The sequence below is a fragment of the Actinomycetota bacterium genome, from assembly GCA_018333515.1.
GTDB lineage: Bacteria > Actinomycetota > Aquicultoria > Aquicultorales > Aquicultoraceae > Aquicultor.
Window position 1 is genome coordinate 273893 of record JAGXSZ010000030.1, and the last position, 15105, is coordinate 288997.

The 15105-nt window shown below is 48.4% G+C and carries 18 protein-coding genes; 16 read left to right on the forward strand and 2 right to left on the reverse strand.

What is annotated here, in order from left to right:
- The 9 genes from KGZ93_08485 to KGZ93_08525 all read left to right on the forward strand — a co-directional run bounded on the left by KGZ93_08485 (position 1) and on the right by KGZ93_08525 (position 7014).
- Complete coding sequence (locus KGZ93_08485; GenBank protein MBS3909644.1) at positions 1 to 255, forward strand: cation:proton antiporter; 255 nt, start codon at positions 1 to 3, stop codon at positions 253 to 255.
- An 11-nt stretch (positions 256 to 266) separates the two neighbouring features.
- Complete coding sequence (gene mnhG, locus KGZ93_08490; GenBank protein ID MBS3909645.1) at positions 267 to 584, forward strand: monovalent cation/H(+) antiporter subunit G; 318 nt, start codon at positions 267 to 269, stop codon at positions 582 to 584.
- Positions 581 to 1147 carry a DUF4040 domain-containing protein gene (locus KGZ93_08495; GenBank protein ID MBS3909646.1) on the forward strand — a complete coding sequence of 189 codons (567 nt, stop codon included), beginning with the start codon at positions 581 to 583 and terminating at the stop codon, positions 1145 to 1147. The genes mnhG and KGZ93_08495 overlap by 4 nt, the downstream gene beginning before the upstream one ends.
- A complete protein-coding gene (locus tag KGZ93_08500; GenBank protein ID MBS3909647.1) occupies positions 1144 to 1608 on the forward strand; it encodes a Na(+)/H(+) antiporter subunit B in 465 nt (154 codons plus the stop codon). Before KGZ93_08495 ends, KGZ93_08500 begins: the two co-directional genes overlap by 4 nt.
- Positions 1601 to 1975, forward strand: coding sequence for a cation:proton antiporter subunit C (locus KGZ93_08505; GenBank protein MBS3909648.1), 375 nt, complete (start codon positions 1601 to 1603; stop codon positions 1973 to 1975). Before KGZ93_08500 ends, KGZ93_08505 begins: the two co-directional genes overlap by 8 nt.
- Before the next feature lie 2 nt (positions 1976 to 1977).
- A complete protein-coding gene (locus KGZ93_08510) occupies positions 1978 to 3459 on the forward strand; it encodes a monovalent cation/H+ antiporter subunit D family protein (protein MBS3909649.1) in 1482 nt (493 codons plus the stop codon).
- A complete protein-coding gene (locus KGZ93_08515) occupies positions 3459 to 4931 on the forward strand; it encodes a monovalent cation/H+ antiporter subunit D family protein (protein MBS3909650.1) in 1473 nt (490 codons plus the stop codon). Before KGZ93_08510 ends, KGZ93_08515 begins: the two co-directional genes overlap by 1 nt.
- Positions 4932 to 5009: 78 nt before the next feature.
- A complete protein-coding gene (locus tag KGZ93_08520; protein ID MBS3909651.1) occupies positions 5010 to 5228 on the forward strand; it encodes a hypothetical protein in 219 nt (72 codons plus the stop codon).
- Positions 5221 to 7014: a Na(+)/H(+) antiporter subunit D gene (locus tag KGZ93_08525; protein ID MBS3909652.1), complete on the forward strand. Its 1794-nt coding sequence runs from the start codon at positions 5221 to 5223 to the stop codon at positions 7012 to 7014. The genes KGZ93_08520 and KGZ93_08525 overlap by 8 nt, the downstream gene beginning before the upstream one ends.
- Before the next feature lie 108 nt (positions 7015 to 7122).
- Here the strand turns inward: KGZ93_08525 and KGZ93_08530 are convergent, their stop codons facing one another.
- Together KGZ93_08530 and KGZ93_08535 are read right to left on the reverse strand one after the other, a co-directional pair.
- Positions 7123 to 8679, reverse strand: a complete 1557-nt coding sequence (locus tag KGZ93_08530; protein ID MBS3909653.1) for a PAS domain S-box protein — start codon at positions 8677 to 8679, stop codon at positions 7123 to 7125.
- Positions 8680 to 9156: 477 nt separating this feature from the next.
- Positions 9157 to 9819, reverse strand: coding sequence for a response regulator transcription factor (locus KGZ93_08535; protein ID MBS3909654.1), 663 nt, complete (start codon positions 9817 to 9819; stop codon positions 9157 to 9159).
- Positions 9820 to 10071: 252 nt separating this feature from the next.
- Between KGZ93_08535 and KGZ93_08540 the strand changes: the two genes are divergently transcribed.
- From KGZ93_08540 to KGZ93_08570, 7 genes are all read left to right on the forward strand, one after another.
- A complete protein-coding gene (locus KGZ93_08540) occupies positions 10072 to 10329 on the forward strand; it encodes a hypothetical protein (protein ID MBS3909655.1) in 258 nt (85 codons plus the stop codon).
- Positions 10330 to 10456: 127 nt separating this feature from the next.
- Complete coding sequence (locus KGZ93_08545) at positions 10457 to 11701, forward strand: sulfite exporter TauE/SafE family protein (protein ID MBS3909656.1); 1245 nt, start codon at positions 10457 to 10459, stop codon at positions 11699 to 11701.
- Between the two features lie 2 nt (positions 11702 to 11703).
- Positions 11704 to 12429 carry a hypothetical protein gene (locus KGZ93_08550; protein MBS3909657.1) on the forward strand — a complete coding sequence of 242 codons (726 nt, stop codon included), beginning with the start codon at positions 11704 to 11706 and terminating at the stop codon, positions 12427 to 12429.
- Between the two features lie 12 nt (positions 12430 to 12441).
- Positions 12442 to 13299 (forward strand): universal stress protein, encoded by an 858-nt coding sequence (locus KGZ93_08555; protein MBS3909658.1) that lies wholly within the window; start codon positions 12442 to 12444, stop codon positions 13297 to 13299.
- 36 nt (positions 13300 to 13335) lie between these two features.
- Positions 13336 to 13476 carry a hypothetical protein gene (locus tag KGZ93_08560; GenBank protein ID MBS3909659.1) on the forward strand — a complete coding sequence of 47 codons (141 nt, stop codon included), beginning with the start codon at positions 13336 to 13338 and terminating at the stop codon, positions 13474 to 13476.
- On the forward strand, positions 13413 to 13850 hold the full coding sequence (locus KGZ93_08565) for a hypothetical protein (protein ID MBS3909660.1): 438 nt from the start codon (positions 13413 to 13415) through the stop codon (positions 13848 to 13850). The genes KGZ93_08560 and KGZ93_08565 overlap by 64 nt, the downstream gene beginning before the upstream one ends.
- A 322-nt stretch (positions 13851 to 14172) precedes the next feature.
- Entirely contained in the window at positions 14173 to 15039 is an 867-nt protein-coding gene (locus tag KGZ93_08570) for a universal stress protein (protein ID MBS3909661.1), read from the forward strand.
- Positions 15040 to 15105: the final 66 nt, after the last annotated feature.

A 15105-nucleotide genomic window follows, 5' to 3' on the forward strand; every position in this document is an offset into this window, starting at 1 on the left:
ATGTTTGAAGTTGCCGCCACGATTATCGTTTTAGCGGCGATTCTCGTTCTCTACAGGGCCGTAAAGGGTCCAAGGGTTTACGATAGGGCATTAGCGGTAAACGTTATAGGCACCAAGACGGTGGTCTTGATCGCCTTAATAGGGTTTATCGATGGTCGTCCGCACTTTCTGGACATCGCGCTTGTTTATGCGCTTATAAACTTCATTGCAACCATAGCGTTTCTTAAATACAGAGAAACGGGCGGGTTGGACTAGAGAGGGCATGAATGGATGCTAAAACGATTATAACCGCTATTTTTTTGGTTCTCGGCTGCTTTTTCATCGTTGTGGCCTCCGTGGGAGTTGTGCGGTTTCCGGATTTTTATACCAGAATTCACCCCGCAGGCAAAGCCGATACCCTTGGACAGGTGCTCGTGTTTTTGGGGCTCATGGTTTACGAGGGGTTTTCGTTTATAAGCATAAAGCTCTTGATTATCACGGTGTTCATATTTATCGCAAACCCGACGGCAACGCACGCTTTGGCAAAGGCCGCCTACTCGCAAGGCGTTGAACCGTGGAAAAAGGAAGACAAGGAGACTAAATGATCGATTTATTACTCCTATTGTTTCTTGTAGTCTGCGCGGTCGTAGTAGTTCAAATGAAAGACTTGCTCAGCGCCGTCATAATGCTCGGGGCTTACAGCCTTATAATGGCCGTGGTGTGGACGAGGCTTAACGCCGTTGATGTTGCCTTTACCGAGGCTTCCGTCGGGGCGGGGATTACTACCATGCTGCTGATAGCGGCATTGAGCAGAACAAAAAGAGGCGAGGCGAGCAATAACACTAGCGATAAACGGTTGAAATCATCGCGTCATCAAGTACCGGCTTTAATACTGGTACTTATTACGGGCGCTGTCTTAATCTACGGCACTATCGATATGCCGAACTTTGGAGACCCCAACGCGCCCGCAAATCTTCACGTAGCCCCAAGGTATATAGAAAAATCATATAAAGAGACCGGGGTCGTTAATTTTGTCACAGCTGTTCTTGCAAGCTATAGAGGATACGATACTCTTGGTGAAACGACGGTTATATTCACCGCTGGAATATGCGTGGTTTTGCTTCTGAGAAAAAACGACGGTGCGTCTGGGCGGAAGAGTCAACGATGACAGTTCCCGGGAGAGACAGGACAACGCGAGGACATATAGTAGGCGAGCATGTAATCGGAAGAACCGTTGCGAAGTTACTAATTCCTTTTATACAGCTTTATGGCTTTTATGTCATAGCCCACGGTGAGCTTGGCCCCGGCGGTGGATTCCAGGGCGGTGTTATTTTGGGAGCGAGCATAATCCTCTATACGCTTGCGTTTGATATAGAGGCGGCGAGAAAGAGGCTATCTCAAAAGGTAAGCGACCTTCTGAGTTCGACAGGTGTATTGATATACGGCGGCATCGGCTTGTTGTGTATAGCAGCAGGTGGAGCCTATCTAGAATATGGCAAACTACCATTAGGCGACGCGGCGTTCGCCAGCCACTTAGGTATCTACGGAATTGAAATAGGCGTCGGCATTACGGTAGCCGCGGTGATGATAACGATATTTTTTGAGACGGCGAGGCGAGAAGATGCTTGAGTTCATCGCGGGGAAATATAATTATTGGATACATGTAACGCTTATGATGATCGGCTTTTATGCGATTATAGCCAAAGGAAACCTGATCAAGAAGGTAATAGGAATGAATATCTTCCAGACGGCGGTATTCCTGTTTTATATTTCAATCTCAAAAGTAAAAGGGGGGACCGCCCCGATTGTGTGGGATGAGGCTGTTTTATACAACAACCCTCTGCCCCACGTTTTAATTCTTACCGCGATCGTTGTCTCCGTCAGCACGACAGCGGTCGCCCTGGCTCTAATCATCAGAATATACAGGGAATATGGAACAATAGAAGAGGACGAAATTCTGGCGATGGGTGGGGAAAGGATAAATGCGCAAAGATGAACATAGCGGAGCACTTTCCGGTACTAGTTATTGTAATACCTCTGCTATCGGCGGTCATAATTCCGGTTGTTGGGCGAAACAACACTCTCTATAGCTGGTATATAACGGTCGCAGTCACCCTCTCATGCTTTTTAATCTCCCTTTCGTTACTCAATACAGTGATGAGCAAAGGGAAGATAAGTTACTGGCTCGGTGGTTGGGAGCCTCCATGGGGTATCGAGTATGTTGTCGATTATCTCAATGCTTTTGTTCTCATCGTTGTAGCGTTCATAGCCTTTATCGTCTCGCTGTATGCTAAGAAAAGCGTCGAGAAAGAGATCGATGAGAACAAGATAACGCCTTTTTATTCAATATACTTGCTGTTTGTCGCGGGACTTATGGGCATCGTTATAACCGGCGATATATTCAACTTATATGTCTTCCTGGAAATCGCGTCTCTTGCGGGGTATGCCCTTATTGCGGTGGGAAGGAAAAGAGCCGCGCTCATGGCGAGCTATAACTACCTGATACTCGGCACAATCGCCGCGACATTCATATTGCTCGGCATCGGCTATCTCTATATGGTGACCGGCACCCTCAATATGGCTGATTTACGGGATAGGCTGCCGATGCTTTACGAGTCTAGGGTCGTGCGCACCGCCTTCGCATTTTTTACGGTGGGCTTAAGCTTAAAGCTGGCGCTCTTTCCTCTCCATGCCTGGCTTCCAAATGCTTATACCTATGCGCCATCGGTTGTAAGCGCCATAATGGCCGCGACCGCCACAAAGGTCGGCGCCTATGCTTTGCTGCGGGTTATGTTTACGGTGTTTAAGCCGGAGTTCGATCTGCAGGTTGTGCCGGTTACAAAAATACTGATCGTTCTCGCTCTTATCGCCATAATTGCCGGCTCGGTGCTGGCTGTCGCTCAGACAAATCTCAAAAGGATGCTCGCCTACTCCAGTGTCGGCCAGATAGGCTATATAGTTTTGGGCGCCGCGCTTGCCAATCAAGTCGCCATGACCGGAAGTCTTCTTCATATTTTAAACCACAGCCTGATGAAGGGGGCGTTATTTCTGGCGGTCGGGGCGGTCGTTTACAAGCTGGGGATAGAAGAAATTTCAGGCCTTAAGGGCATGGGAAAAAAGATGCCTTTTACCATGGCTGCCTTTACAGTCGGGGGTATTTCGATGATAGGCGTGCCGCTTACAGTCGGTTTTGTTAGCAAATGGTATATTGTGCTTGGGGCATTAGCCTCTGATATGTGGTTTATCGTCCCCGTAATTCTTCTTAGCTCGTTGCTGACTGCCGTATATTTTTGGAGAATCATCGAGGGGATATATTTCGCGGTGCCGGACGGGGCCGGCCAGATAAGAGACGATGCTCCGCTCGGTCTGCTCGTGCCGACCATGGTGCTTGCGGGGCTTTGCATATTTTTCGGGGTCGCGGCTGTTATCCCGGCATCGATAGCGGGTAAGGCGGCGAATATGCTCTTGGGAGGTGTGTAATGGAGGTGGTTCAGTCGGCAATGCCTCTTTACGCCATAGCCGTATCGCTCGTCGCGGTTGTTTTGATTGGAATTTCAGGTAAAAAACCTAATATACGGGAATTTTGGACCATCGCCGCCGCAGTAACGAAATTCGCGATCGTAGTATCGATGCTGCCGGTTGTTCTTGAGGGAAAAGTCATAGAGTATTTCCTGGTCAGCGTTGTCCCGGGGCTTGATATTGAGTTTAAGGTCGATGCTTTGGGGATATTTTTTGCGCTGACGGCGTCTTTTCTCTGGATTATTACGTCATTCTACTCGATTGGGTATGTAAGGGCGCTGAAGGAACACGCACAGACAAGATATTTTATGTTTTTTGCCGTCGCGCTCTCCGCGACCATAGGTGTCGCGTTTTCGGCGAATATGTTCACGACGTTCATCTTCTACGAGATTATAACGTTCTCCACGTTTCCGCTCGTCGCCCACAAAGGGACCGCGGAGGCGCTTAAGGGCGCGAGGAGATATCTTACATATTTACTCGGTATGTCGGTAGCTTTTCAGTTGTTTGCCATAATTCTTACTTATAACGCGGCGGGCACGCTCGATTTTGCAAGCCACGGGATACTTGCGGGAAAAGGTTCGGACCTGCTGCTGGCCGCGATTTTTGTGCTCTTTATGGCGGGGATAGCCAAAGCGGCCATGATGCCGTTTCATTCGTGGCTTCCCGCCGCAATGGTCGCGCCGACACCGGTGAGCGCCCTTTTGCACGCCGTTGCGGTAGTCAAAACCGGCGTATTCGTTGTTTTAAAGGTCGTTCTAAATATTTTCGGCGTAAACCTTTTATCGCAGCTTGGGATGGGCGCGGTCCTCGCGTATTTCGCGTCTTTTACAATAATTACGGCATCGATTATGGCGTTAAGGCAGGATAACCTGAAGGCGCGCCTCGCGTATTCAACGGTATCCCAGCTTTCTTTTGTAATGCTCGGCGTCGGGCTTCTGACACTATCGGGCATAACGGGCAGCATTATGCATATCGCGTTGCACGCGTTTGGCAAGATAACACTCTTCTTTGCGGCCGGAGCGATATATGTCGCCGCCCACAAGACTAAGGTGAGCGAACTCAACGGCATAGGCAGGCAGATGCCGTTTACGATGGCGGCTTTTACGGTCGGTGCGCTCTCCATGATAGGCATCCCGCCGTTGGGCGGCTTTTTGAGCAAGTGGTACATAGGAATGGGAGCCATTGAGGCCGGAATGTTGCCTATTATTGCTGTGATTGCGACGAGCACGATACTTAATGCCGCCTATTTTCTGCCGATAGTGCATGCCGCGTTTTTTAAAGAACTACCACCGGGAGAAAGGGCAAAGAGACATGAAGCGCCGGCCATTATGGTAATACCGCTTACGCTGACGGCCGCGGGTGTATTGGTGTTGTTCGTCCGGCCGTCAATATTTCTTAAGCTTGCTAAGATGGTTGCGGCCGGTGTGATGTAGGGTGCCGGATGTGCCACATGAATTCCAACAGAAGGGAACACCTTGATGAGCGGGCAGAACAATAAGCATACTTTGGATATGTCTAAAAATCTAAAGAGGCTCTTGTATGGTTTTTATGCAATACTCGTCTTACTGATTGTTGTCGATTTGTTCATCCCCAAACACCCACACTTCTCATGGGAAAAGTACCCATCGTTTTATGGGGCATATGGATTTTTTGCTTGTGTGGGGCTCGTTCTGGCAGCAAAATATCTTCTGCGAAAGGTTGTTATGAGGGAGGAGGATTACTATGATTAGCATGCTTCCCCCGGCGGCGATATTTATCGTCGGCGCGTTTCTCGTGCCGTTTTTTAAGGGTAGGGTCAAATCCGCGTACCTGCTAATTTTGCCGGGCGTCGCTTTTATAAATCTGTTAAATATCCCGGAGGGGACGCATTGGGTCGTTCGTTTCCTGGAATACAGCATAACTTTTGGTAAAGTCGACAAGCTAAGCATGGCCTTCGGCTACATATTCATACTGATAACCTTTATCGCAAACCTATACGCACTCTATGTGAAAGATAACGGGCAGCACGTGGCGGCGCTGCTTTATGCCGGAAGCGCAATAGGGGCTGTTTTTGCGGGCGACATGTTAGCGCTCTTTGTATTCTGGGAGATAATGGCAGTAACGGCGACATACCTAATTTGGGCGAGTAGAACAAAGGCTTCTTATGGCGCGGGGTTTAGATATCTTTTAGTTCATATATTTGGGGGTCTTTGTTTTCTCGCAGGCGTAATCCTGCTTGTAAGCAATACCGGCTCAATCGAATTTGGGTATATTGGCTTAAACGGATTAGCATCCTATTTGATATTTCTTGGGTTCGGCATAAACGCCGCCTTCCCGGTTTTGCATGCCTGGTTGCCTGACGCATATCCCGAGGCGACCGTTACGGGCGCGGTGTTCCTAAGCGCCTTTACCACTAAAACGGCGGTCTACGTGCTGGCAAGGGCGTATCCCGGCGCCGATATTTTGATATGGATTGGGGCAGCTATGGCAGTGTTTCCCATGTTTTATGCGCTTATCGAGAACGACCTGCGAAAAGTGCTTTCTTACGGTCTTATTAGTCAGCTTGGATTCATGGTGGTTGGAGTTGGGATTGGAACGGGTCTATCCCTAAACGGCACGGTTGCTCACGCTTTTAGCGGTATTTTATATATGGCACTTCTTTTCATGTCTATGGGCGCTGTTTTACATCAGACCGGTAAGATTAACGCCACGGATTTAGGTGGTCTGTACAAGACCATGCCGTTAACGGCCATATTTTGCGTAATAGGCGCCGCGTCGATCTCCGCATTTCCATTTTTCAGTGGATTTGTAAGTAAATCGATGATCGTAAGCGCCTCGGGCTATGAGGGCTTAGCCGCCCTATGGCTTGTTTTAATATTTGCTTCCGCGGGCGTCCTTCATTACTCAGGCATTAGAATACCGTATTCTGCATTTTTCGGACGTGATTCGGGGATAAGGACAAAAGAAGCGCCGTTTAACATGCTTCTTGCCATGGGTATTGCGGCTTTCTTGTCTGTTTTTATAGGCGTTTTTCCGGGCGCCCTCTACAGCATTCTTCCATTCCCGGTCGATTATGTGCCGTATACGGCTGCGCACGTCATAGATCAACTTCAGTTGTTGCTCTTCTCAGCGTTGGCGTTTACGCTTCTGATGTTGTCGAGAGTTTATCCCGCGGAAATAAGGGCCGTTAATCTCGACACAGACTGGTTCTACCGTAAAGGCGCCGGAGTTCTTATGTGGCTTGTAGGCAACCCTATGGCTAAAGTGGGGGCGGCTATTAATAGGGCGGCTTTTGAGACCGTCCCCACATCTTTAGGCTGGGCGAGTAAAAATCCGCAGGCGGCTTTAAAGATCGCATGGGATACCGTGCTTTTGCAGTTCGGTAGCCAAGAGAGAAGAGCGGAGATTGCCGAGCGGATTAAAAGAGAAAAAGAGATTTACCCCGGCGATATAGTCAAACATTGGCCCATTGGCACAACGGTGCTGTGGGTGACGCTGTTTTTATTCGCGTACCTACTGGTATATTATTTGTCTTAACGTGTGGATGGGTCGCGTCGATGCCGCAAACTATATTATAAGCTGGGGGATGAGCGGGGGGAGCGTTATCGGAGGCTCCAGGATTTTGCGGATGCTCTTACTGTGCTCCTAGGTAGGAATGGTGACGGTTAGCGTAGTGCCCCGACCCGGTTCGGATTGTATATCGAAGGTGCCGCCGACTAGGCGGGCGCGTGTTTGCATGCCGTCTATCCCTAGTTTTCCAATGCGTGAAAACTCGCCGATACTTACCGGCAGTTCGAAGCCCTTTCCGTTATCGGCGATAACAAGCTTCGTAGCGGTATCGTCAAAACCAATAGAAAGTTCCGCGCTCGTTGCCGCTGCGTGCTTTGCTACATTTCTCAAGGCTTCTTGAGCGATCCTAAAGAGAGCCACCTCAACCTCTGGTGAAAAGCGTCTCTCCTCGCCTGATACCGTCAAGCTTGCTGATATTTTATGCTCTGTTTTCAGTTGTTCCGTCAGCCACTCCACAGCGGGAATCAGACCTAAATCATCGATAATCGACGGCCTTAAATCGCGGCTTAAGCGACGCACCTTCTGTAGAGAGTCTTTGAGGTGGTCATGGAGCCCCCACAAGAACCTTAATTTGGCCATTGGCAGCTCTTTGCTTGCCTGGCAAAATTCCTCGAGCTGGTGGAGCGCCGCGATAAGGTTTTGCGCCGTGCTGTCATGGAGGTCGCGCGAGATACGCAACCGTTCCTCCTCGTGTCCTTTTGTTATCTGCCGCAGGTAGAAATGCTGGTTTTCTTGCAACCTGACTTCTTTTGTTATGTCTCTGCCGATAAATTGAAAGCCGTCAGGGTGCCCATTGCTGGAGATTAGATTCGTAGTTACTTTAAGGATAGCCTCGGTACCATCTTTTCTGATAAGCTTTTGTGTATAAGGCTGTTTGTCTGTTTTATCATCTAGCAGGTTGTCTTGGATCGTTTCTGATACGGTGAGGCTCTCTTGCGGCAGAAACCGGTGACTGTCGGCCCCGATCAACTCTGATAGTCGAAAGCCCAGGAGATTGGCGGCGGCTATGTTGGCGTCCGTGATTTTACCATTCAGATTCTGAATCCAAATCGCGTCGTGTGCGTTCTCAAAGAGCTGTCGATATTTTCTTTCAGAGAATCTAAGCTGTTCGTTGGCCAACTCTCTTTCATGGTAGAGACCGGAATTATCTATAGCGATTCCAACAAGGTTTCCGAGGGCGGAAAGCAGTTCGATTTCCGCTTCTTGAAACCGGCGTTTGTTGCATGTGGCTATGCAAAGCGTTCCCATAATCTTATCTCGAGCCATTAAGGGCACGCTTAACTGGGTGTGTAAGCCTTCCTCTCTTGCGGTCTCAGTATAAAAATCCGGATTATTTGCGATATCCTCTACTAATATCGGCTTTCCCGAGTCGGCAACGCAACCGCAGAGACCCTCCCCTAATTTCATCCCATCCAAAGCTTGCGCCGAGCGCTCTTTTATGCCTTTGAAAGCAATCAAATTTAATTCTTGCTCATTCCTGTTTCGGGAAAAAATCAAAACAATATCGACATGCATTACCTCCATAATCATTTTAATGGCGTTATTGAGAACTATTTCTATATCCAAGGAACGGCTGAGCATCTCAGTAAAGGCATTGATAACGGTGAGTTGCTTTTCCTGCTTTATCGACATTCGGACCTTAGACTGCAGTTTCCGCTGCGATGATTCAAAACACGCTCTGGCCTGTTCAAGTTGTTCACTTCGCTTTCTAAGCGTGTTCGCCGAAATTGGCGCGACGGACCCTATTAACGTTATCATTATGGTTTCGATGATGGCCGTGCTCGGTGTTGGTGAGATAAATATAGCCCGCGGCAACATGAAAAGAAGAGCGATTATTATGGCCGCAGCACCGCCTTTTAAACCAAAAATAAAGCTACTAAGGATAATGGGCACCAGATATAGGATTCTGTCGACGGTATGTCTTGTTATGCCAAAGTAAGTATCCGGAATGGTGAGTAGGATGAGATTGGTCTGGTCGTTATAGTGGTGAAGAGTTATAAGGACAAAGATGCTTACGATTGACCAAAAACTAGGGTTAAGGATGAGACGTTCCTGACGTGTTGTGTGATGTTCAGTCTCCGTGTTCACGCTTATCCCTCGTCATGCAAACTATTCTAGCCCGACCCAACCATTTTTTAGAGCAAGAATTACCGCTTCGGTGCGAGAGCTAACGTCTAATTTATCGAATATATGGCCTAAGTGGGCTTCGGCGGTACGCACGCTTAGGCTAAGCTCTGTAGCGATTTCTTTATTGCTTCTGCCTTGTGCCGCTAGATTAAGCACCTCTACTTCACGGTTGGTTAACAGCTCAAACGGCCTTAACTCATGGTTTCTTGCCGTGTTGCTAAACCGCTGCATTACTTTTCTTGCAATTGTGGGGTGGAGCACCGAATCTCCCCTATGTATTGCATATATGCTATCGATTAACTCTTGTCCGGTGATATCTTTCAAAAGATAACCGGCTGCCCCCGATTCGAGAAGGGCGAAAATATATTGATCGTAGTCGTATGCGGTAAGTATAAGTATCGGCACAGAGAGAGGCAATGCTTTTATAGCTCTAGTGGCTTCTATACCGTTAAGTTTCGGCATGGAAACATCGGCTATAATGATATCGGGCTTGAGCTTGGTCGCCAAAGCAACCATCTCTTCTCCGTCTCCGGCTTCACCGACTACTTCTAAGCCCGATTCTTTTTCTAAGAATCGACGGATGCTCTCTCTTACCAGCACATGATCTTCAGCTAACAAAATTCTGATGTTCTTACTCACATTAATTTCATTATAAACCTCCACGTAGATTATTTCAAAACGGTAGGACTACGTAGCGCTGGTAAGTAAAATTACGCATTTACTAGAACTTTAACTATAGCGTAATCACTCATGACCAATAAAAATTACACGTACTGCTTATGATGCGCAACAAGGTATTTCGCGAAAGTAAAAAGCGGTAGCAGCACCGATTCTATATTGCCTGGACAGTGATTCAATTAAAGCACCAGGTAAATCAAGCATGAGAGGAGGTATAGGGTGCCAATGAGAGCCTATTTGTTGGTAAGCGTGGTCGACGACATGGGCCAGGATTACTTTATAAAAGCGGTTCGAGCGCTGGAAGAGATGCAGGGCGTCGAGTTTGTCGACCCGGTTACAGGTAGTTTCGACATGATAATAATGGTAGAGGCGCCGCTGACCATCGAGACCTTGGTAAAAAAAATAAACTCCAAGTCGTGGGTTAGAAGGGTAGAGGTACTTCGCGTCGTCAGTATATTTGAGCGATGCAAAGCGTAAGACGCGCTACCTGTGACCAAACCCCAAAACGACGCTCGGCAACTTGTTCGTGCGTGGCGGAGTGCGTGGCGGAACTGGTGTAAAGTAAAAGATTTTTGATAATCAATCTAAAAAAGGAGGCGATTGAATGAGTGGACCAAGACAGGTCTTCGAATTAATGAAGGCCGCGTCGGAGGCGCATGCCAGGTGGGACTATGAAGTATCCATGAGCATCCTGGCAAGCCGAAAGAAGCTTATGCTTCTTCTCTTAATGACGGTACCGATACTGTTGATGTCGGCCGCCGAGGCCGCCGACATGCTGGGATCTAAGACCGCATATGCTCCGGCTTTTTATTCTACCGATGTTTTTCTTGTTTCAATTCTTATAGGCTTAGCAGCCGGTTTAATCACAGGCGCTATTGGCGCGGGCGGAGGGTTTATAATCACGCCGGCTCTGATGGCAATAGGTGTAAAGGGTATCCTCGCAGTAGGAACGGACTTGTTCCATATTTTTGCAAAAGCTATTATGGGTACGGTCGTGCATAAAAAACTCGGCAATGTTTCAGTGAAATTGGCGGCGGCATTTCTTGTTGGAACATTTGCGGGTACTTTTATCGGCGGCTATATAAACAAGACTCTCTACAATATAGACCCCGCGCTTAGCGACGCATTTATTAGCGTTGTCTACGCTGTGCTCCTTGGCTTTTTAGGTTTTTATTCTCTTGCGGATTACTTAAAGGCTAAAAAATCGGGCGATACCGGAGGTGCGCATGGAGGCGGCTCCGCGGGCCTTACACCTTTCGCGCAGAAAGTACAGAATATAAATATCCCTCCGATGATAACATTCGATGAGGATTTTGGAGGCAGAAAAGTATCTGGCGTACTCCTTGCCTTGGGTGGAGTTGTCGTAGGTACGGTCGCGGCCATAATGGGGGTAGGCGGCGGCTTTATCACCTTCCCCATGTTCGTCTACATGTATGGAATATCGACCATGACGACTGTCGGGACCGATATCCTTCAAATCATCTTCACCGCCGGCGTTGCGGCGATAGGCCAGTACGCTATTTACGGATATGTCTTTTACACCCTGGCGATGGGCATGTTGCTCGGCTCGCTGGTCGGCATCCAAATCGGGGCGCTTACCACGAAGGTCGTAAAAGGCATACACATAAGGGCGTTCTACGCGATAACTATTCTCGCCGGCTTCATAAACAGGCTCTCCGTTTTGCCCAAGAAGTTAACTGAAATGGAGTATATTAGTTTATCAATGTCGGTGGTTAACGGCATAGAATTGGTTGGAAATATACTGTTTTGGGTGGTAATAAGCTTTTTTGGTGTCTGGATATTTAGCAAGTTCTTCGGTAATCTCCATGTTCTAAGAGGGGAGGGCTAGGGATGATCAAAGATAAGAAGCATTTCAGCCTTGGCCTCATGCTTTTGGCCTCATTCTTTATAGTGCTGTTCTGGATATTTACCCCAACGTTTGGCAATGGCATGAACGGGCTGCAGTATGCCGATGATATGTTCAACAAGCTCTCAAAGGGCTCTTCTTACTTTATTCCGAAAGTTGCGGAAAAGAATGAGAAGTTTTACGGCAAAAACTTTGAAGTCTCAATCGATCTAGGAAAACCCGAAGTCGCGGAAAGCGCGGCGATCCTCTTTGAGCATGCGGGAGCGGCGGTAGTCGCTAACGGTACCGAGCTGAAAATTAAAGGAGACCTCGGCAAAGTATTGGCAAGCGCTTTGGAAGACGCCGACGCGATGTACAAAAACAAAGGAACGGATGTTACCACAAAATACGGTTACGACAATACTAATACCAAAGATGAGAAAGTAATATTTGGTAGCTGGTGGCATGCGTTGAGCAAAATCGATAAGAGATTGCAGTTGGACGGAAAAGTCAAAGAAGCGAAAATGGTCGGCGATGTTATGAAAAAAGCCGTTGAGCCCGGCTACAATTATTATGGGATAGAAGCCAAAAGCGTCTCCGAGAAGGCGGTATTAATGACGGCTCTGCTCGTCTTTTACGTGATTTATACGCTGTGGTTTGGCTTTGGTGTGTTCTATCTATTCGAAGGTATGGGGCTTTCTATGAAGAAAGGGGCCAAGTCAGAGGCCTAGGAGGGGTATCCTATGAAAGTATTAGTTCCCGTCGACGGGTCGAAATCGTCGATGCAAAGTGTTCATGCAGCTCTGGATTTTACCAAGAAAGCAGAGGCAGGCGTATGTCTGTTGACCGTTGTTAGGCCTATAGTAGATTTCGATTATGAACTATCGGCTTCGCAAAGGGAAGCCGTAATGAAAACGCTGATGCAACATGCCGAGGAAGTCATCGAGAAGGCAAAGGAAGTTTTTGTTGCGGGCGGCGTAAACCCCTATTGTGTGATTAAGACGAATGCGAACTCTGTGGCCGATGAAATATGCGACCTTGTTGAGAAGGAAAAATTTGACCTGGTAATAATGGGCAGAAAAGGCCTTAAAAGGACTGAACGGGCTATTATGGGATCGGTAACCTCACGGGTTATAAAATGCAGCCCGGCTAATGTTCTAGTAATGCCAAGCGATGCTGTTCTCAAGTGGCGGAGGATTCTTCTTGCCGTTGATGACTCGAAATGCGGTGAAGTTGCCGCACAGGTAGCTTTAGATATGGCTAGTGCTTTTGGGCAGGAACTTAAGGTGATTTCGGTTGTTGATATGCCGGAGGAGACTTACTCCGTAATCCCAAACGCTATCGCCAAGCTTGTTGATAGTGCCCGCAGTGTTGCCGATTCTGTAAAAAGCAGGGCGGAAGCGCTAAATATTAAAACAGATATTTATATAAAAGAAGGCGATACCGCATGGATAATAACAGACTTTGCAGAGAAAGAAAATGTGGATCTGATTTGCATAGGGAGCTATGGCAAAACAGGCCCAAATCGATTTACCGTCGGAAGCGTTGCTGAGAAAATTATAGGGGGCGCATTGTGCCCTATACTTGTTGTTAAATGTTAAAGACTAAGCAAGAAACTTAATAGGCTCGGTTTTTCGATTGACAACACTATTGCATGCGTGGGCGTGTGCGGGGATGAGTTATCGCAGCCGTTGGTTGAGGCTGTAAACAAGAGGTGGGATATGCGTTTAACCTTTCAAGTCTCGCGGCGATGTTCTTTGCCGGCAAGACCGGCCTGACAGCGGCGATGCATCATGCCCCAAATTTAGATGGCAAAGAACGCTATGTGTTTTATAGTTTTCCGCACATCGCCATTGACGACAAGGGACGCATCGGTGTCTGCGCTCGGGAGGGCAGACACGGCGACTCGAGCGCATGTGGAGCTTTAGGTATATTCCAGAAGATGGTCGCTGAGGGTGCGGTCGATACAACGACTCTCGTGGACGACCTTGAGATAAGTCTGATAAAGGCGCGGCTGTCGAAGGAGATACCCGCAGGTGATACGCCCGACCTGCTTCAAGTCACAAAAATCGCGCAGCGGGCAATTCAAGCCGACCTCGAGGCCGCTCTTACGGCCTATGCTATCGTAGGCGGCACGAAGCACGACCTATAAGAAAGATAGCCCGCTATTAGTGGGTGGCAAGTTCTTATCGGCAGTGAAGCCGCCGAAAGCACGCTGGAGGCGGGGAAGCCCGCTTTCGGCGTTTCATTTATACCGCATGGAGCGCGTCTTTCGTTTAAAGCGCGACCTAACGTGGAAGAATGAATGTACAAGTATTTAATATCCTTGGGCTTGCTTGAAGCATAGACAAACAGTATGAACGGTTGTGGGTTTGACGAACCTGCAAATCATCGCTGGATTGTTGATTTTATGATAGCGGATTGAGGCTTAGCCCGATGACGACATGCGGCTTGGGAAAACAGGGGTGGAAAAGATGAGATTTTTAGTCGCCGTTGATGGTTCGGAGACCGGCAAGAACGCGCTCAAGCAAACGCTTGCGTTTGTCAAGCAGGCGGGTGGTGAGGTCATAGCGATAACGGTACCGTTTTATTACGGGGCTGAGTTTGAGCTTGGGCTTGTGGGGACCACTGAGGAGGTCTTTACCGGGCCGGCTGAGGCTGTTTTGACGGAAGCGCGCGAGGCCGCGAAGGAGATGGGCGTCGAAATTAATACGGTCATGGAGACCGGAACAGTCCATCAAGCCATTGTTAAAACAGCAACCGCGAATGACGTTGATTTAATTGTTATGGGTCGGCGCGGTTTGACTAGGTTTGAGCGAGCGTTAATGGGAAGTGTTACGTCGAGGGTAATCGGCTACAGTCCGATAGATGTTCTAGTCATTCCTCGCGAGAGTGTTTTGAAGTGGGATAAGGTTTTACTACCTGTCGATGGCTCGAAATATAGTGATGAGGCGGCTAAGCGCGCAATTGAGTTGACTAAGAATTATGGCGGGAAGTTAACCATTCTCACGGTTGTCGACATAAACCCCGAACTCTTCGCTATCGCTCCGGATATCGCCGACCAGGTTGAGATGGGCGCGAAAAGCATCGTTGACGAGGCCAAAGCGCTCGCCGAAAAAGCCGGCATTGACGCCGAGATGGTATTGGTCGAGGGTGAGCCATACGAAAAGATTATCGGTGTGGCGAAAGATGTGGGTGCCGGGTTGATCTGCATGGGCAGCCACGGGCGCACGGGCATAGGGCGGCTTATGATGGGAAGCGTCACCGAGCGGGTCATAGGCGAGGCCACAACTCCGGTGCTGGTTGTAAAGACTTCGCAGGCGGCGCCGTTAATCAAATAACGGTTTTGACGAGTGATTTTATTTCTCTCGTAGCTCGGGGCCTGTTTGCGCGGGTCGATTTCGCGC